Genomic DNA, 17600 nt, shown 5'->3' on the forward strand with positions numbered 1-17600 from the left:
CGAGACAATGACCGCCATGGAGTGCTTATGGCCGAGGCAGCCTGGGACGATTTGAAACTCTTTTATCACGTTGCGACCGAGGGTGGCTTGAGCGGGGCTGCCACGCGAACGGGGTTGAGCGCGCCGACCATCGGCCGCCGCATGCTCGCGCTCGAGCGAGCGACCGGCAGGGCACTCTTCATCCGCAGCCAGCAAGGCTACCGCCTCGCCCACGATGGCCAGATCCTGCTCGAACATGTCCGTGCCATGCGGAATGCCGCCGCAAATATCTCCGATTGGCACCGCGACGCCTTCGCGCTGCCGATCGTCTCAGTCGCAAGCGACGCCTGGGTCGCGGGCTTCGTGGCCGATCATTCAACCGACATCCGCGGCTCGGGCGACGGCTTTCGCTTTTGCTGCAAACATGCGCACCGCGGCCTCGACCTGACCTTCAGAGAGGCCGATGTGGCCGTCCTGTACGAACAGCCCCGCTCCGGCAACGTGGCAGTGCGCCGCTCGGTGAACATCGCCTATGCCGTCTATCGCGCCCGCAACATGCCGGAGCGCGAGGACTTTCCCTGGATATCGATTGGCACCGAAGTTGCCAGCTCGCCGGCTGAAAAATGGGTCTTTGAAAACCGCGAGCAGCAGATCCATACGTGGACCGACAGTGCCGCTCTTCTCGTGCGGCTGATCCGCAATGGCGCCGGCCGCGGCGTCCTGCCCGCCTTCGTCGGCGAAGGTGATCCATTCCTGAAGCGCGAAGGCGAATTGATCGAGGGCCTGACGCATCCGTTGTGGATCGCGGCAAACGACGACGACCGGCGCCGTCCGGAGGTCCGGACGGTCATCGATCGTCTCGCCGATCTTTTCAAACGCGAGGAGGCGCGGTTTGCAGGAGCTTCCGCCTGAGGCGGCTCAGACCCGCTCGCCCTTGCGGATGCGATAGGACGGCGAATACATCGTTACCAATTCTTCCGCCGCCGTCGGGTGCACCGCCATCGTCCGGTCGAAATCGTCCTTGGTGCAGCCGGCCTTCAGCGAAATGCCGAGCAGCTGCGCCATTTCGCCGGCGTCGTGACCGAGGATATGGGCGCCGAGCACCTTGCGGTCGGCGGCATTGACGATCAGTTTCATGATCATCTTTTCCTTGCGGCCCGAAAGCGTCGCCTTCATCGGCCTGAACTCGGCGCGGTAGACTTCGAGTTCGTCGAACCGGCGCGTCGCTTCCTCTTCGGTCAGGCCGACGGTACCGATTTCCGGCTGCGAGAAGACGGCAGTTGCGATCAAGTCGTGGTCCGGCGACACCGGATTGTTCTTGTACTCGGTCTCGATGAAGCACATCGCCTCATGGATCGCGACCGGCGTCAGCTGAACGCGGTCCGTCACATCGCCAAGCGCATAGATGCCGGGCGCGCTGGTGCGCGAGAAGGCGTCGACGATGATGGCGCCGCGCTCGTCCGTCTTGACGCCGGCGGCCTCCAGGCCGAGACCTCTGGTGTTCGGCACACGCCCGAGCGCCAGCATGACCTGGTCGGCGACGATGTCGCCGTGCTTCATCGTGTGCGCGACGCGCTTGCCGTCGGCGTCGAGCGCAACGGACTGGATGATGTCCTCGCAAAGGATGCGGATGCCCTTCTCCTCCATCGCGACGTGCAGCCCGCGGCGCAGGTCATGGTCGAACCGCGAGAGAATTTCCTTGCCGCGATAGATCAGCGTCGTCTCGACGCCGAGGCCGTGGAAGACATTGGCGAACTCGACGGCGATGTAGCCGCCGCCGGCGATCAGGATCGACTTCGGCAGTTCCGCAAGGTCGAAGGCTTCGTTGGAGGAAATGCAGTGCTCGTGGCCGGGCAGCGCGTCATGCGGGGTCGGATGACCTCCGACGGCAATGACGATGCGTTCGGCCGTTACCGTCTTGCCGCTGTCGAGCAGGCGAACCGTGTTCGGGCCGACGAGCTCGGCGCGCGTATGCAGGATTTCGGCGCCCGCATTGTTGAGGCCCTTCTGGTAGAGCCCTTCGAGCCGGGTGATTTCCTGCTCCTTGGCGGCGACCAGCTTCTTCCAGTCGAACGTGCTTTCGCCGACCGTCCAGCCGAAGCCCGCTGCATCTTCGAAGTGCTCGGAAAACTGCGACGCGTAGACATAAAGCTTCTTCGGAACGCAGCCGCGGATAACGCAGGTGCCGCCATAGCGAAACTCTTCCGCGATCGCGACCTTCTTGCCGAGGCTTGCTGCAAGGCGCCCGCTGCGCACGCCGCCCGAACCGCCGCCGATTACGAAAAGGTCATAGTCGAAAGCGGGCATGGGCAGTCTCCTGAAAGCAAGCGGGCCGAAATGGCGATCTGAAAAGCGCGCCGAACGATCCTGGGCCGACACGCAACCGGGCGCAGCCGATGGCCGCGTCGCAGGCACATATAGTGGAGCCTCCGGGCAAAAGAAAAGCCCGGATCGCTCCAGGCTCCTCGAAACGTGATGAAGGCGCTCGGCGCCGCAGCTTATTGTGCCGGCGCCTGAACTGCACCTTCGGCTGCTGCCGGCTGGGTGGAGCCGACCTTCTCGTCGAGCGACTTGGTCGCTTCCTGGGTCAGGTCGCGCGATACGCCCGATGCCCAGATGTCGGCGGCCTTCAGGAGTTCGCGGGACGCGATCGGGCCGTCGTTCAGGAGCTTCTTGCCGGCGGCGGAGTTGTAGAACTCGGTGATCGCGTTCAGCTCTTCGAGCGAAAAGGTCTTGGCGTAGATCGTCGCGGCTTCGTTCTCGAGATCGGCGCGGCGGGCGGCAAGGCTCAGCGCCTTATCGTCGACGGTCGCGGTGATCAGTTCCTGATGGTTCGGCGATGCCTGGATCAGCGTGTTCTTCAGGCGCTCGGCAAGGTTCGGCAGAATGTTGTCGAAGCTGTTGGTTACGCCGAGAGCAGCGATCGTCGCGCGCGCCGCCTTGATCTGGTCTTCGGAGACGTCCTGGGCCTTAACCGCCGGAACGGACGCAGACAGCAGAACCGCGGTGGCAGCGAAAGTGCGGACAAGACCTGCGAGTTTGTTCATTTTTACCCTTGCTCCTGTGTTTGTCGCATGCTGCCCGGGCGATTGCCGCCGCCAGGCCCGCATGTATGGAAACCTGTTGTCTTCACCGCTCCTGCCCCTGACGGGGCAGCGAAGCCGGCTCAGGACGCAGTCAGCGTGCGTGCCCCTTGCGGCCCGGCAATGATTGCCAGCGAAGCGATGCCGATGAAAAGCCCGTGCTCGACGACGCCGGGAATGGCATTCAGCTCCCCGGCGAGCGCATCTGCATCAGGAATACGGCCAAAAGATGCATCGAGAATGAGGTGCCCGCCGTCCGTCAGAAAGGCGCCGTCATGGGACTGGCGGACAGTGATGTCGCCGGAAAGTCCGAGGCGCGAGGCAACCTTTTCGATCGCGATCCGGGTTGCCACCTGACCGAAAGGATTGACCTCGATCGGAAGCTTGAAGGCGCCGAGAACGTCGACCACTTTCGTCTCGTCGGCAATCACGATCATGCGCTTGGACGCAGCCGCAACGATCTTTTCGCGCAGCAGCGCGCCGCCGCCGCCCTTAATCAGACGCAGCTGACCATCGACCTCGTCGGCGCCGTCGATCGTCAGGTCCAGTTCGGGCAGCTCGTCGAGCGACTTCAGCGAAACACCGAGTTCGAGGCAGAGCCGCGCCGTGCGCTCCGAGGTGGGAACGCCTTCGATGCGAAAGCCCGCTGCAACCTTCTCGGCCAGGAGCCGCACAAACTCCTCGGCCGTGGAACCCGTGCCGATGCCGAGACGCATGCCGTCTTCGACATATTCCAGCGCCGCGGCCGCGGCTTTGATCTTCATTTCGCGGGCGTCCATGCGCCGGTCGCTCCCTTGTGATTCGCACGGGCAGCAGGCCGCAATCAGCGAACGGCCGCCCGTTTTTCCGCTGTGACACTTACACGCCCGACGACGCAAACAAAAGTCAAAATGAAATCGGCACTCAGGATTCCGTGTGCTTGCCGGCACCGCTTGCCATTGCAATCGCCGATGAGTTCGCCTACCCGATCAACAACGGTTTTCAGCGCCAAGAGGTTTTCTCCTTGTCTTCTCCCATTGTCGTCTTCGACCTCGACGGAACGCTCGTCGACACGGCCCCAGACCTGGTCGCCAGCCTCAACCATGCGGTTACCCAGGCCGGCGTCGAGCCGGTCACCTACGGCGACCTCACCCATCTCGTCGGCCACGGTGCCCGCGCCATGATCGAGCGCACCTTTGCGATGCGGCAAAAGCCGCTGGCCGAAGACATGCTGGAATGGCAGCTGAAGGAGTTCGTCGATTTCTACCACGGCTCGATGCCGGGCGATTCGCTGCCCTATCCGGGCCTGGTCGACGCGCTCGACCGCCTATCCGGCGCCGGCTTCAAGCTCGCGGTCTGCACCAACAAGCCGGAAAAGCTCGCCACGCGTCTGCTCGAACGGCTCGGCCTGATCGAGCGCTTCGCCGCGATATCGGGCGGCGATACCTTCGAAGTGCGCAAACCGGATGCTGCCCACCTGCTGCGCACGGTCTCCAATGCCGGGGGCCTGGCAACCCGCGCCGTGATGGTCGGCGACAGCCTCAACGACTTCCTCGTCGCCCGCAATGCTCAGGTGCCCTCGATCGCCGTTCCCTTCGGCTATTCCGATGTGCCGGTCGAAAGCCTCGACCCCACCGTTGTCATCAGCCACTTCGACGAACTGACCCCGGATCTGGTCTCGGGCCTGTTTTCCAAATAGAAGACAAGAAAAAGGCCGCTCGAAGCGGCCTTTTTCTTGCTTATCCTTCCGCCCGGCGTGCGCCGCGCGTCGCCTCGAAGGCCCGGTTCATATACATGTCGCGCTCATAGACGTCGTTGAAGTACTCGACCACGCCGTCCTTGTTCGGCCAAGCCGTGAAGTAGGCGACGTAGACGGGAACCTTCACCGGGACCTGCAGCGCCTTGTTGCGGCCGCCGGCGATCTCCTTGCCGACATCGTCGACGCTCGTGCCGAGCACGGCTGCCGCCATCAGGCGAGGATCGGCAAGCCGCACGCAGCCATGGCTGAGCGCGCGATTGTCACGCTTGAAGAAGCTCTTCGACGGCGTGTCGTGCATGTAGATCGCGTGACTGTTGGGGAACAGGATCTTCAACTCGCCAAGCGCATTGTCGCTGCTCGGCGGCTGACGCACGGCAACCGATGCGGTCGAGCCGTTCCAGTTGACCGATGCGGACGGGACCGGGCGACCGCCGACCTCGACCTGGTAGCCCATCCGGTCGAGATAGTTCGGGTCGCTCCTGAGCTTCGGCAGCATCTCGTTGACGATGATCGACTGCGGCACGCCCCAGTAGGGGTTGACCTCGACCGTCTGGATCTCGTCCTGGAAGAAGTAGGTCTGGTTCGCCTTGGACCCGACGACGACGCGCATGGAGAACTGCTCGGCGCCCTTGTCGGCGTAGGTGGCGGTAAAGGCCGGCTGGTTGATGAAGACGTAGCGGTCGCCGAGACCATCCGGCAGCCAGCGCGCCTGCTCCATGGCGATTTCGAGCTTGTTGATCTTGGAGGCGACCGTGTCGCCGCCCGTCAGGATGCGAAGCGACGCCTGGCCGACGACACCGTCGGCCTTGAGCCCGTGCTCCTGCTGAAAGGCCTCCACCACAGCAACCAGCTCCGGCGTGTATTCCGGCGTGCCCTGGTAGGCGGCAAGAACCGTGGCATGATCGGCCTTCAGCTTCTCCGAGCCCTTGAGGCGGATACCTGCGATGACGTTGGCGAGCTCGGGATTGCTCTGCCCCGGCTTCAGCAGCGTGCCGGGCGCGATTTCGACGCGCTGCTCGACGCTCTGCTCGGAGCGCAGCTTCACCAGTTCGGCAGAAAGAGCGGCAAATTGCGCGCTCTTCGGGTTCTGCTCATTGAGAAGCGCGGTCATGTCGCTGCTTGCCGACATCTTGTCGAGAAGCGGTAGCAGATCCACCGTCTTGCGCTTGAAGTCGTGATAGCCGGAGATCTTGTTCGGGTCGATGCGACCGCGCACCGTGTCCTGCACGTAGCTGAGCGTCGCTGCCGAAAGCGCGATCTCGAACTGCACGAGCTCTTTCTCGCGGGCGATCATGTCGCCGCGATCGAACGTATCGGAGGGCACGCTGACGGCATAATCCTGCGGATCGAGGCCGACCTTGGCGGCGTCGGCAAGAACGGCAACCGCCGCCTTCGCCTTGGCGTTGACGCCTTCGGCGCCAATCCAGATGTAATCCATGCGGGCGCCGTAATGGGCTTCGACCGCCTTTGCGACGTCACCCGAGGCGCGCACATTGATGCCGGGAAGGAACTGCCGCGCGTCAGCCAGCGGCATGCGCAGCACCGGCGGCAGCGCGTCGTTGCGCACGGAGCCGGTGACCAAGGGATCGAGCAGCTTGTCGGTTGCGATCCGACGCAGCGGCTCCGCCTTGTAGGTATAGTATTTCGGGCCGGTGATCTTCGGCAGCGGCTTGGCCGCCTGCTGCGGGTCAGCCATCGTGCCGACGCCGGGGAGCGGCTGGGTCGGTTGCACCTGCTGCGCCTCGGGCTTCTTTCTGCCTGCCCGAATGAAATCGCCGAACGTGAAGGCCGAAGCCGGCCGCGCGTCCATGGTCGCGATCGCACAGCCGCTCATGAGCGCCACGATCGCTGCCGTCTTAAGAACTCTCATATGAAACTACGTCCCCGTATCGCGTTGTCGCCGAATTCGGCTGAAGCCAGATTCTCGCCACGCCCTCGTGCGCTAAAAGTTATAGAAAAGGATGGTGAATGAAAAGGAAACGCGCCGATAACGATCGTCCTCGAACCTCCGTTTAGAATCTCCCCAACGCCTCATTTGCAGGACGTTCAGCGAGCGATAAAAATTTGATCCCACTGGATTTTATTTCGGTGCGCGCGTTGGCACGGGCGGCGGCCGGCGATCGGCGCTGGAAAAGAAGATGGCGTCTGTGACCGAAACATCACAACGCCGCCAAACGCCCGGCAAGGACCGAATCACGGTGACGCGACATGCACCCGCCACGCCCAAGGGGTTTCAAACGATTGTAGCATGGCCAGCCATGGACCGCCCCTTTACAAGCTCCAGCCGTCGGGGCAGAGAGAGGCCCGGCACCCTGGAGAGATCGGCCACACGGCCCCTCGCCCAGGCTTGATGAACCGCATGATCAAGGCAGGTATCACGATGACATCGACGCGCACGGAAACAGATACGTTCGGCCCCATCGAAGTGGCAAATGACCGCTATTGGGGCGCCCAGGCCCAGCGTTCGCTCGGCAACTTCAAGATCGGCTGGGAAAAACAGCCGGCCTCGATCGTCCGGGCGCTCGGCATCGTCAAGCAGGCGGCCGCCCGCACCAACCAGGCGCTCGGCCGGCTGGATTCGACCGTCGCCGACGCCATCGTCAAGGCTTCGCAGGAAGTGATCGACGGCAAGCTCAACGACCACTTCCCGCTCGTCGTCTGGCAGACCGGCTCCGGCACGCAGTCGAACATGAACGCCAACGAGGTGATCTCGAACCGAGCCATCGAACTGCTCGGCGGCGTCATGGGCTCGAAGAAGCCGGTGCATCCGAACGACCACGTCAATATGAGCCAGTCGTCGAACGACACCTATCCGACGGCCATGCACATCGCCTGCGCCGAGCGCGTCATCCATGACCTGCTGCCGGCGCTGAAGCACCTGCACAAGGCGCTCGAAGCCAAGGTCAAGGCGTTCGACCACATCATCAAGATCGGCCGCACCCACACCCAGGACGCAACGCCGCTGACGCTCGGCCAGGAGTTCTCCGGCTACGCGGCGCAGGTCGCCTCCTCGATCAAGCGCATCGAAATGACGCTGCCGGGCCTTTGCGAACTCGCCCAGGGCGGCACGGCCGTCGGTACCGGCCTCAATGCGCCTGTCGGCTTTGCCGAAAAGGTCGCTGAAGAGATCGCCAAGATCACCGGGATCGCGTTTACCTCGGCGCCGAACAAGTTCGAAGCGCTCGCCGCCCATGATTCCATGGTCTTCAGCCATGGCGCGATCAATGCGACAGCCGCCGCCCTCTTCAAGATCGCCAACGACATCCGCTTCCTCGGCTCCGGCCCGCGCTCGGGTCTTGGCGAACTGTCGCTGCCCGAAAACGAGCCTGGCTCGTCGATCATGCCCGGCAAGGTCAACCCGACCCAGTGCGAAGCCCTGACCCAGGTCTGCGTCCAGGTGTTCGGCAACCACGCCGCACTCACCTTCGCCGGCAGCCAGGGCCATTTCGAGCTCAACGTCTTCAACCCGCTGATGGCCTACAACTTCCTGCAGTCGGTACAGCTGCTGGCCGATGCGGCCGTATCCTTCACCGACAATTGCGTCGTCGGCATCGAGGCACGCGAAGACAACATCAAGGCGGCACTCGACCGCTCGCTGATGCTGGTGACGGCGCTTGCTCCGAAGATCGGCTACGACAACGCCGCCAAGATCGCCAAGACCGCCCACAAGAACGGCACGACGCTGCGCGAAGAAGCAGTCGGCGGCGGCTATGTGACGAACGAAGAGTTCGACGCGGTCGTTCGTCCGGAAACAATGATCAGCCCGGCCTGATCCATTTTGATACACCACGGCGCCTCCAAGGCGCCGTGGCTTTGATGTCGCGAACGCACTGTCGATCGGCAAAATCTGCCGTGATCGGTCATGATGCGGCGGCGCGACGGCGGCAAATATTAAGACTTCGCAAATCATTTGCCCCTAAAAATAATGACCGATAAGCAGCGTTTCATATTAGGGGGTTTGCAGATGCAAACGGCAAGCTCGGGCAAGGCTCAGACGCCCGATATCGCAGCGCAGGTAACCCATGCGATGCGCATGATGGGCGTGGCGCCCATCCCCCGCAACTACGAGCTCTATTACGAAGCCTATCTCGGCTCCAACCCGCAATTGTCGAAGGAGCTGGCAGCGCTCGGCAGCCGCGCGACCCAGGAAGAACTGGATGCAATCGGCGCGCAGTACTTCAGCCACATCCATCGCTCCACCGGCATCGAACGCGCCCACACCACGCTTGCGGCCAAGCTTGCCGAACTCGTCACCCTGTTGCGCGACGAGCAATATGCGCTCGAGAACTACAACAAGGTTCTCGACGAGGCCTATGTCAACATCGTCAGCAAGAGCGCGTCGAGCGCCGATATCCTGCGCCACGCAATCGGCATCCTGACCGACGCCACGGCCGAGACGATGAGCCAGGGCAAGGAACGCGTCGAGACTGTCGTGCAGAAGTCCTTCGAGATGGAGGTCATTCGGCAGGAACTCGACGAGTACAAGCGTATCGCCAACACCGACTCGCTGACGCGGCTCGCCAACCGCCGTGCCTTCGACGACAATCTGGCGGCCGTCTACAACAACGAGCACCTGCGAAACTTCACCGGCCTGCTCGTTGCCGACATCGACCATTTCAAGAAGGTCAACGACACCTTCGGCCATCCGGTCGGCGACAAGATCCTTGCGACCGTCGGCGGCGTGCTGCGCGCCAACCTGCGCCGCGAAGCCTTCGTCGCGCGCACCGGCGGTGAGGAGTTCGCCATCATCCTCGGCGACAGCAGCCAGGAAGAATGCCTCCAGATCGCCGACCGCATCCGCACTGTGCTGGCCGCAACGCCCTTCCGCAACTCCAAGACCGGCGTCAATTACGGCCCGATCACGCTGTCCGTCGGCGTCTGCATGGCGACGGCCGCCGAAGACCCGGTCGACCTCTACAACAAGGCCGACATCGCGCTCTACTCGGCCAAGAACGCCGGCCGCAACAAGACGGTTCTCTTCGAAGACGGCATGCGCAAGGAATCCGGCCGCAACTGGCTGATCTACCGCCGCTGAGACAGCAGCGCCTACCTGAAACGAAACCGACAACGGGCGCCTTCACGGGCGCCTTTTGCGTTTCATGGGCAACGAGCCCGCTTTCCGCTCAAATGCGTTACCGGCGGCAGGAATCGGCGCCTGCGGCGCGAGCGATTGCGATGATCTCCGGCCGGTACTCGAAGTGCATCGTGTCGAAGTGATACCAGCGGCCGCCCCAGATGAAGCCGTGTTTCTCGAAGGCTTGGACGATGTCCAGCGGATAGCGGTTGCGATAGCCGCCCCTGGCTTTTCCCGCCCAACGCCAATAGTCGGCAAAGCGCGTGTTGATATCGATGGCCGCACCGAAGCTGTGGACCGACAGCGTCGCAGCGCCGGCAATTGGCCGCCAGTTGAAGGTACCGGCACTCGGGCTGAGATAGCGCTTGAGTTCGGCTTGCCGCGAAAGGTCAGCAGCAACAGCCTTCAGCGCCGCCGCCATCCCGTGCTTCCTCGTCACTTGCAGCCATTCGCCGAACCAGTCCACGCTCACGAGATCCCGCCGGACGGCTGCAGCGCTGCCGCCATAGAGCCGTTTCAGCAGCGCTTCGCTGCGGATGCGCCCCGGGTCGAAATCGACCGCCGGTGGCGTCGCACAGGCGCCGAGCGGATAGATCTGCGACAGGCTGTCCTCGACGTCTCCTGCCGCGAGTTTCTCGGCATGGCTTTTCGCTCGGCCGTCGTCGATGATGATCGGCGGTCCGCCATCCCTGAGGACCAGGGCATTATTCTCGATGCGCTCGATGGCATCAGGGTAGCGGGCTGCCAGCAGCCTGAGCTTCTCCGACAGCAACGGCTCGGTGGCAGACGCCTTGCCGATTAGGAGAGCGAGCAGGAGTGCACCTGTCATAGCTTGCCGCAGCACCCTCGCCTCCAGCCTCTGTGCTTGGCCAATCGTGCCGATCAGCCGGGACGCAGCCTACCACATGGTCTTGGCGGCGCGCTCCGGCCATTCTCGGTCATAGGTGTCACGGTCGAAATCCGCCTTGGCGGCCTTCAGAAGCGTGCCAGGCGTCGGCAGCGATGCCGGATCGAGGAAGCGGTCTGGGTTCCAGAGCTGGGCGCGCATGACGGCGCGGGCGCATTGGAAATAGACCTCACCGATCGTCACGACGATAACGCTGCGCGGATGTTTGCCGTCGACCTCGAAGCTTTCCGTCAAGCCAGGATCGACACTGAGGACCGCCGTGCCGTTGATGCGCATCGTCGTGTTCGAGCCGGGGATCAGGAACATCAGCGCCACGCGCGGATCGCGCACGATATTGGCGAGCGAATCGACGCGGTTGTTGCCGCGCCAGTCCGGAATCAGCACCGTCCTGTCGTCGGCGATCCGCACGACGCAATCATCGTCCCCGCGCGGCGAGCAATCCAGGCCCTCCGGACCGACGGTCGCGAGCGCGCAGAAAGGCGATGCCTCGATCATCAGCCGGTATTCAGCCGTCAGCGTCTTGGTGACCTTGGCCACCGATGCTTCGCTGACGCCGCCATAGAGCGCGTTGAGTTCCTCGACCGAGGCGATGATCGACATACCGTCCCCCAATGCTGCCAGATTTCCCCGGGGAACGATCAGGGCGCTGATCTGCGCGCCGAATCCCGGGCCAGTGACCCTTCGGCCGATAGCATGACAGACTGATGACGAGGTCAACGAAAAATAGTCAGGCGACGGCTTTTTGATCTTCCGCGTGTATGAAGGCGTTGATCCGCGCAATCACCGGTGCGGCCGAAACAATGCGCCTGTGGCCAAAACCGTTTGCCCAGTGCATCTCGACATTCGGCCCGGCCGCCGCATAACGGCGCGCATGGTCGGCGGAGACTTCCTTGTCGTCTTCCGCATGGATGATGAGCGTCGGCACGGCACGCGCCTGGATCACGCGCGCGGCATCGAAATCATCAAGGCGCCGTCCGGACAGACGCTCGACCACGCCTTCGAAAGCCGCCTGCGCCTTTGGCGACAGGCGAAGGATTTTTCCGAACCCTTTGAAAAGCCAGGTCATCTCGCTCGGCGCGCCGATCAGCACCAGCTTTCTCGGCATATGGCTGTGCACGTCGCAGACGATGCCGCCGGCCGCACAGGCCAGGCTGCCGCCGCCGAAGGAATGGCCGACACAGACGTCGAAATTGCCGAAATGCCGCCAGGCCGCGTCGATCGCTCGAACCGCCGCCGGCATCGTCAGCGTGCGCCCCGGCGAAGCGCCGTGCCCTGGCCAATCGAGCGTCACCACCTCGGCGCCGCCCTTGACCAGGCCGTCGATCATCGCCGCCAGATAGTCGCTGCGCGATCCCCAGCCGTGCACGAGGAGAATGCGCTTGGTGTTGGCAGCCTCGCGCGGTGCGGCGAACTTGCGCGCCAGCACCCAGCCGCCGGCATAGGAGAGCGTCACCGGCTGCCCCCTGGCGATCACCGGGGCTGCAGCCGCAAGCGCCGCCCTTTCCTTGGCATTCTTCGGCCTTCTGCCGGGCGTGAGGGTGAACAGCCTGAAAGCGAGCCGCCCGGCCGCCTCGGGTGAAAACGCGTCGACGCCTTTCAGCGCGTTGCGGATGACCTTGATCGCAAAGGATGCCATAGTGGGAATCTCTAAAAATGTTCAATGCTGAACATAATTGTACAACGATGAACAAAAATCAAGTGACCACAGAACATCATTTTCCCTGGGACCACCCCCGCTTCCGCAGCTGGATCGCGGTTGCCCGTGCCTGCCAATTGATGCAGCAGACGGTAACCCGCGAGATCGCCCATCTCGATATCAAGCCCCCGCATCTCGACATCCTGATCAATCTCTACCGGTTCGACGGCATCTCGCAGCAGGAACTGGCACGCAAGCTGCTGGTCGGCCGCTCCAACATGAGCATGCTGCTGCCGCATCTGGAAAAACGCGGCCTGATCCTGCGTCGCGGTGACGAGAAGGACAAACGGGTGCTCAGGCTATCGCTGACGCCCGAGGGCCGCACGCTGACGGAGGCCGCGATGGAGATCCACACGGCGCTGATCGAAAGATTGCTCGACGATGAGTCGATCGATGACTGCTTGGTGGTCACCCGCTCCATGGAGCGGCTGATCGGCCTGCTCTTGCGGGAGGAAGGCGAATTGGCCTGAGGTGGGCGCCACGCGGGCGCCGCATGCATGAAACCACGCGAGAGCGCACGGCCGTCGTCAGCGCGGCTTCTCGGCCTTGTCCCGTGACATGCCCTTCTCCACGAGCTCCTGCTCGTAGCCGGCAAACAGCTCCGCACCCTTTTCGCCGAGTTCGCGCAGGTAGTTCCAGGTGAAGATGCCGGTGTCGTGGAAGTCGTCAAAGCCGATGCGCACCGCATAGTTGCCGGTCGGCTGCACCGAAATGATCTGCACGTTGCGCTTGCCGGGCACGGTCACCCGCTGACCGGGACCATGGCCCTGCACTTCGGCCGACGGCGAAAGCACCCGCAGCATCTCGGCCGAGAGATCGAAGGAGGCTCCGTCGTTGAACGTCACCACAAGCCGGTGGCGATCCTTCGACACTCGCAATTCCGTCGGCCAGACTTCGCTCATTTCGCTGCTTCCTTTCGCGTACGACAAACCGGATGCCGGCCATTCGCCGTAATCTGCGTCCCCCGATGCGGCATTGCTCTGAAGGACAACAATGCACTAGCGCAGAAATCGGCGCGCGAGAATTACCCGTCTCTTCCGATCAACACTTTGCGACAGTATGCGCCTTGACGCGACGATCTTCGACGACGACATTGAAGGGGCTGGGAGAAAGACGCTTGAACACAGCAACGATAGACAGATCTGGCGCTCTGCCGCTGGAGCAGAAGACAGCCCCGATGATCGACCCCTTCGGCCGGGCGATCACCTATCTGCGCGTGTCCGTTACCGACCGCTGCGATTTCCGCTGCACCTATTGCATGGCCGAGCACATGACCTTCCTGCCGAAGAAGGATCTGCTGACGCTCGAAGAATTGCAGCGTCTCTGTTCCGCCTTCATCGAGAAGGGTGTCCGCAAGCTCAGGCTCACCGGCGGCGAGCCGCTGGTGCGCAAGAACATCATGTTTCTGGTGCGCGAACTCGGTCGCGAGATCGAGGCCGGCCGGCTCGACGAGCTGACGCTGACGACCAACGGCTCGCAGCTTGCGAAATATGCCGCCGAGCTTGCAGACTGCGGCGTCAAGCGCATCAACGTCTCGCTCGACACGCTCGACCCGGCAAAGTTTCATCAGATCACCCGCTGGGGCGATCTCTCCAAGGTTCTGGAAGGCATCGACGCAGCCCAGGCCGCCGGCCTGAAGATCAAGATCAATGCCGTTGCGTTGAAAGGCTTCAACGACGCAGAGATTCCCGATCTCATGCGCTGGGCCCATGGCCGCGGCATGGACCTGACCTTGATCGAGACCATGCCGATGGGCGAGATCGAAGAAGACCGGACCGACCACTACATGCCGCTGTCGGAAATGCGCCGGCAACTGGAAGAGCAGTTCACCTTCTCGGAGATTCCCTATCGCACCGGCGGCCCTGCCCGTTACCTCGAGGTGGCGGAAACCGGCGGAAGGCTCGGCCTGATCACGCCGATGACGCATAATTTCTGCGAGAGCTGCAACCGCGTCCGTCTCACCTGCACCGGCACGCTCTATATGTGCCTCGGGCAGAACGACGCGGCCGACCTGCGCACAGCGCTGCGCGCTTCCGAAGACGATGCCTATCTCAGCCAGGTGATCGACGAGGCGATCGGCCGCAAGCCGAAGGGCCACGACTTCATCATCGACCGCGAGCACAACCGCCCGGCGGTTGCCCGCCACATGAGCGTCACCGGCGGCTGATCTTTCATCAGGATACCAATTTGGAAGAACAACCGGCAGGCGGCCCCTCAACCGCCTGCCGGCACCTTCTCCGCGCAGGTGGGGAGAAGGGAATGTGGGGCACATCTTCGTGTCCCCACGTATTCCGCGTGTAAGTGGATAGCGCCTGTATGGGCGCGCTTGACCGTCCGGCACGTTCCCTCGCCCCGCCTGCGGGGAGAGGTTTGGTCAGCGGGTGCCCAAGCCGCCCGCCCGGACACTCAAGCCGCGTAGCTTCGATGCCCCTGTCCGCGGGCGCCGATACCGTCCGTCCCGGTACGGAAGCGTTCGATCTTGTCGTTGAGCGCTTCCACCTGCCGGCGCAGGCCATGGATCTCGGCGGTGTTTTCCTCGACCATCGCGGCGTTCTGCTGGGTGATCATCTCGACCTGATGCACCGCCGAGTTCACCTCGTTGAGACCGGTGTACTGGTCGGCGGCCGAAGCCTCGATGTTGCTGACGAGGTCGTGGATCGTGCCTATGTGGCTGTTGATCACTGTCAGCGCGTCGCCGGTTTCCTGGACGAGAGCGACGCCGCTTCTCACCTGTGCCGAGCTTTCGGAAATCAGCCCCTTGATCTCGCGGGCAGCCCCGGCACAGCGCTGGGCGAGTTCGCGCACCTCCTGCGCCACCACCGCAAAGCCGCGGCCCGCCTCGCCTGCCCGCGCCGCCTCGACGCCGGCGTTGAGCGCAAGCAGGTTCGTTTGGAACGCGATCTCGTCGATGACGCCGATGATCGTGCTGATCTTCTCCGAGGAGCGGTTGATCTCGGCCATGGCATCGATCGCCTTGGCGACCACTTCGCCGGAATGCTTGGCGTAGGAGTTGGTTTCACCGACCGAAACCGTTGTCTTGCGGGCGCTTTCGGCCGTCGCGCGGACGATATCGGTCAATTGACGCAGGGCCCGCGAGCTTTCCTCGAGGGCTGCCGCCTGCTGCTCGGTCCGGCGCGCCAGATCGTCAGCCGACGCGGCGAGATTGCCGGTGCCGCCGGTGATCTCGCCGGTGACAACGCGCACGTCGGCAAGCGTCGCCCGCAGCGCCTCGACCGCATTGTTGTAGGTGCGGGCCATGATCACGTAATCGGCGGGCAGATCCTCGGACATGCCCTCTTCGAGATCGCCATCGGCAAGTGCTGCGAGCACGTCGGAGAGCGCGTTCAGCGCCTGCATCTGCTCGGCCTCGATGCGGGCGCGCTCAGCAGCCCGGCGCGTTTCCTCTTCTGCAGAAAGCGCGCGCGCGGCCTCGGCCTCACGACCAAGCCGGACATTCTCGACCGCATTGTCGCGGAAGACGGCAACCGAGCGCACCATGTCGCCGATCTCGTCGCCGCGGTTGCGGCCTTCGATGGCAACGTCGAGGTCACCATTGGCAAGCCGCGTCATCGTTTCGGTCACGCGCTTCAGCGGACCGCGCAGCGTCTCGACCAGCATCAGGCCACCGATGATGGCGAGCAGCGTGCCGGCGATCATCGCCACGATCGAAACGTCGGCCGAACGCTGGCTGTCGACCTTGCCGGCCTCCTGGGCGCTGCTGACGAAGCTTTCGAGCGTCGTGCTGGCGGCTGCGACCATCGTCGCCGCTTCGCTCTTTGCCGTTTGCCAGCGGCCGCCGACGTCGATCAATGCAGCGGTGTCCTTGTCGATGTTGTCGAGCGACGGGCCGAGCTTACCCGGAAGGTCGCGAAGGGCAGCGTTCTTGCCGCCGAGTTCGCCGAGCTTGGCTGAGGTTTCGCGAACCGCCAGGATGTCGGCCATGACCGGCTCGCGGCCGGCGGCATCGAGCTTGCGATGCAGTTCGCTGATGTGCAGCCGCGTGCTGTCGAGGCCCTTGAAGGTGTCGCCCATCAGCGCGATCAGGGTCTTCAGCTGCGAGATCTCGGCATCCATGCCGACGAAGCGCTTGGCGGCCGTGTCGGAATTCTTTGCGGCCTCCTTGGCAAAGTCCGCTTCGTATTTCGAGAACTTGCTGAGGATCGGCACCAGCGCGTTCTTCTTCGCCTCGTTGTCATCGCCGCCGGCAAGGGTCGCCTGCACCTTCGTTGCCTGATCCTTCAGTTCGGCAATCGGCGCCTGCACCTTTTCCGAGGCGATCTTTTCCGCCTCTTCGATCTGCTTCATGAGATGCGGCAGAAGCTTGTTCGCCTGGTCGATCTTGGCGTCGGGGTTGACGGCCATGGTTACCGGCAGGCGGAATTTCTTGATGCGCTCCGCAAGGCCCTGATAGGCGGCGGCATCGAACAGCAACGCCTTGGCAAAAGCTTCCTTCTCACCCGATTCCTTGCGGATGATGTCGATCTGCTTGTAGGCGCCATTGCCCTGTTCGGTCATGTCGGCAAGCGCCTTGTCGAGTGACGCTGTTACCTGGTCGCGCTCGAGCTTGGTCGCCCAGAGCTTGTCCGTCTGGCTGCGCATGGCTTGACCAAGCGTAAGCACCGAAGCGATTTCCGCCTTGTCCTCGGCACGGGTCAACAGGCCGTCGAGCGTCTTCACGCCGCTTTCCTGTTCGTCGATCTGGGCCGACAGTGCCGTGCGCGTCTCCTCGCTCGGCGCATCAGCAAAAGCCTGCAGCGCGCCGCGCAGCGCCTGGAAATCCGAGAGATTGTTGATGGTTTCCCGCGTCACGGTCATATGGCCGTTGAGCGTGCGGGCAGTGAAGAAGCCGATGAGACCAATGCCGGCGATAAGCGCCACGAGCGGAACCACGAAAAGCAGCACCTTGGTGACGATACGCAGCCGTTGCAGCAAGCGATCGATGAAAGACATTGCGCACCCCTGATTATTCTTATGGGAAGCAGGCCCGCGCGGCGGTTTTTCTTGGTGGAAACACCGATGGGCCATCGGCCGGAGGCTCTCCCAAGCCTCAAGCAAACGTCCCTGGAATGGCCACCCTGCAAGGTTTATTGCGGCGCCACCCCGCCGATCGCGTCATGCGAATG

At 63.2% G+C, this 17600-nt stretch carries 16 protein-coding genes; 6 read left to right on the top strand and 10 right to left on the bottom strand.

Features of this window, described 5'->3' with window-relative positions:
• Window positions 1-27: 27 nt before the first annotated feature.
• Window positions 28-891, top strand: coding sequence for a LysR family transcriptional regulator (locus tag FA04_RS08105; protein ID WP_034795095.1), 864 nt, complete (start codon window positions 28-30; stop codon window positions 889-891).
• Window positions 892-897: 6 nt separating this feature from the next.
• Here FA04_RS08105 and gor read toward each other — a convergent pair whose 3' ends face one another.
• The 4 genes from gor to FA04_RS35045 all read right to left on the bottom strand — a co-directional run bounded on the left by gor (window position 898) and on the right by FA04_RS35045 (window position 4053).
• On the bottom strand, window positions 898-2286 hold the full coding sequence (gene gor, locus FA04_RS08110) for a glutathione-disulfide reductase (RefSeq protein ID WP_034795096.1): 1389 nt from the start codon (window positions 2284-2286) through the stop codon (window positions 898-900).
• 191 nt (window positions 2287-2477) lie between these two features.
• A complete protein-coding gene (locus FA04_RS08115) occupies window positions 2478-3026 on the bottom strand; it encodes a DUF2059 domain-containing protein (RefSeq protein WP_034795099.1) in 549 nt (182 codons plus the stop codon).
• 119 nt (window positions 3027-3145) lie between these two features.
• The gene (gene rpiA, locus FA04_RS08120) at window positions 3146-3841 is read right to left on the bottom strand and encodes a ribose-5-phosphate isomerase RpiA (protein ID WP_034795102.1); all 696 of its coding nucleotides are present in this window, start codon (window positions 3839-3841) and stop codon (window positions 3146-3148) included.
• A gap of 44 nt (window positions 3842-3885) precedes the next feature.
• Window positions 3886-4053, bottom strand: coding sequence for a hypothetical protein (locus tag FA04_RS35045; protein WP_156552961.1), 168 nt, complete (start codon window positions 4051-4053; stop codon window positions 3886-3888).
• Between the two features lie 12 nt (window positions 4054-4065).
• On the opposite strand from FA04_RS35045, the gene FA04_RS08125 reads away from it, so the two are divergent.
• Window positions 4066-4740 carry an HAD family hydrolase gene (locus tag FA04_RS08125; RefSeq protein WP_034795292.1) on the top strand — a complete coding sequence of 225 codons (675 nt, stop codon included), beginning with the start codon at window positions 4066-4068 and terminating at the stop codon, window positions 4738-4740.
• Between the two features lie 40 nt (window positions 4741-4780).
• Here FA04_RS08125 and FA04_RS08130 read toward each other — a convergent pair whose 3' ends face one another.
• Entirely contained in the window at window positions 4781-6670 is a 1890-nt protein-coding gene (locus tag FA04_RS08130; protein WP_034795105.1) for a L,D-transpeptidase family protein, read from the bottom strand.
• Between the two features lie 510 nt (window positions 6671-7180).
• Here FA04_RS08130 and fumC point away from each other — a divergent pair.
• Together fumC and FA04_RS08140 are read left to right on the top strand one after the other, a co-directional pair.
• Window positions 7181-8572 carry a class II fumarate hydratase gene (gene fumC, locus FA04_RS08135; protein WP_034795294.1) on the top strand — a complete coding sequence of 464 codons (1392 nt, stop codon included), beginning with the start codon at window positions 7181-7183 and terminating at the stop codon, window positions 8570-8572.
• 192 nt (window positions 8573-8764) lie between these two features.
• Window positions 8765-9835 carry a GGDEF domain-containing protein gene (locus FA04_RS08140; RefSeq protein ID WP_034795108.1) on the top strand — a complete coding sequence of 357 codons (1071 nt, stop codon included), beginning with the start codon at window positions 8765-8767 and terminating at the stop codon, window positions 9833-9835.
• 97 nt (window positions 9836-9932) lie between these two features.
• Here FA04_RS08140 and FA04_RS08145 read toward each other — a convergent pair whose 3' ends face one another.
• The 3 genes from FA04_RS08145 to FA04_RS08155 form a co-directional block, all read right to left on the bottom strand.
• A complete protein-coding gene (locus FA04_RS08145; RefSeq protein ID WP_034795111.1) occupies window positions 9933-10703 on the bottom strand; it encodes a M15 family metallopeptidase in 771 nt (256 codons plus the stop codon).
• A 69-nt stretch (window positions 10704-10772) separates the two neighbouring features.
• On the bottom strand, window positions 10773-11381 hold the full coding sequence (locus FA04_RS08150; RefSeq protein ID WP_034795114.1) for a pyridoxamine 5'-phosphate oxidase family protein: 609 nt from the start codon (window positions 11379-11381) through the stop codon (window positions 10773-10775).
• Between the two features lie 127 nt (window positions 11382-11508).
• Window positions 11509-12417: an alpha/beta fold hydrolase gene (locus FA04_RS08155; RefSeq protein ID WP_034795117.1), complete on the bottom strand. Its 909-nt coding sequence runs from the start codon at window positions 12415-12417 to the stop codon at window positions 11509-11511.
• Between the two features lie 47 nt (window positions 12418-12464).
• On the opposite strand from FA04_RS08155, the gene FA04_RS08160 reads away from it, so the two are divergent.
• The gene (locus tag FA04_RS08160) at window positions 12465-12947 is read left to right on the top strand and encodes a MarR family winged helix-turn-helix transcriptional regulator (RefSeq protein ID WP_034795119.1); all 483 of its coding nucleotides are present in this window, start codon (window positions 12465-12467) and stop codon (window positions 12945-12947) included.
• A 57-nt stretch (window positions 12948-13004) separates the two neighbouring features.
• On the opposite strand, the gene FA04_RS08165 is transcribed toward FA04_RS08160, so the two are convergent.
• Complete coding sequence (locus FA04_RS08165) at window positions 13005-13379, bottom strand: gamma-butyrobetaine hydroxylase family protein (protein WP_034795121.1); 375 nt, start codon at window positions 13377-13379, stop codon at window positions 13005-13007.
• 215 nt (window positions 13380-13594) lie between these two features.
• On the opposite strand from FA04_RS08165, the gene moaA reads away from it, so the two are divergent.
• Complete coding sequence (gene moaA, locus FA04_RS08170) at window positions 13595-14644, top strand: GTP 3',8-cyclase MoaA (protein ID WP_082572764.1); 1050 nt, start codon at window positions 13595-13597, stop codon at window positions 14642-14644.
• 239 nt (window positions 14645-14883) lie between these two features.
• Here the strand turns inward: moaA and FA04_RS08175 are convergent, their stop codons facing one another.
• Window positions 14884-17427 carry a methyl-accepting chemotaxis protein gene (locus FA04_RS08175; protein WP_034795123.1) on the bottom strand — a complete coding sequence of 848 codons (2544 nt, stop codon included), beginning with the start codon at window positions 17425-17427 and terminating at the stop codon, window positions 14884-14886.
• Window positions 17428-17600: the final 173 nt, after the last annotated feature.

The organism is Ensifer adhaerens (assembly GCF_000697965.2).
GTDB lineage: Bacteria > Pseudomonadota > Alphaproteobacteria > Rhizobiales > Rhizobiaceae > Ensifer > Ensifer adhaerens.

Coding starts and splice junctions, on each gene's coding strand:
- FA04_RS08105 (WP_034795095.1), top strand. CDS start 28: ATGGCCGAGGCAGCCTGGGACGATTTGAAACTCTTTTATCACGTTGCG.
- gor (WP_034795096.1), bottom strand. CDS start 2,286: ATGCCCGCTTTCGACTATGACCTTTTCGTAATCGGCGGCGGTTCGGGC.
- FA04_RS08115 (WP_034795099.1), bottom strand. CDS start 3,026: ATGAACAAACTCGCAGGTCTTGTCCGCACTTTCGCTGCCACCGCGGTT.
- rpiA (WP_034795102.1), bottom strand. CDS start 3,841: ATGGACGCCCGCGAAATGAAGATCAAAGCCGCGGCCGCGGCGCTGGAA.
- FA04_RS08130 (WP_034795105.1), bottom strand. CDS start 6,670: ATGAGAGTTCTTAAGACGGCAGCGATCGTGGCGCTCATGAGCGGCTGT.
- fumC (WP_034795294.1), top strand. CDS start 7,181: ATGACATCGACGCGCACGGAAACAGATACGTTCGGCCCCATCGAAGTG.
- FA04_RS08140 (WP_034795108.1), top strand. CDS start 8,765: ATGCAAACGGCAAGCTCGGGCAAGGCTCAGACGCCCGATATCGCAGCG.
- FA04_RS08145 (WP_034795111.1), bottom strand. CDS start 10,703: ATGACAGGTGCACTCCTGCTCGCTCTCCTAATCGGCAAGGCGTCTGCC.
- FA04_RS08150 (WP_034795114.1), bottom strand. CDS start 11,381: ATGTCGATCATCGCCTCGGTCGAGGAACTCAACGCGCTCTATGGCGGC.
- FA04_RS08155 (WP_034795117.1), bottom strand. CDS start 12,417: ATGGCATCCTTTGCGATCAAGGTCATCCGCAACGCGCTGAAAGGCGTC.
- FA04_RS08160 (WP_034795119.1), top strand. CDS start 12,465: ATGAACAAAAATCAAGTGACCACAGAACATCATTTTCCCTGGGACCAC.
- FA04_RS08165 (WP_034795121.1), bottom strand. CDS start 13,379: ATGAGCGAAGTCTGGCCGACGGAATTGCGAGTGTCGAAGGATCGCCAC.
- FA04_RS08175 (WP_034795123.1), bottom strand. CDS start 17,427: ATGTCTTTCATCGATCGCTTGCTGCAACGGCTGCGTATCGTCACCAAG.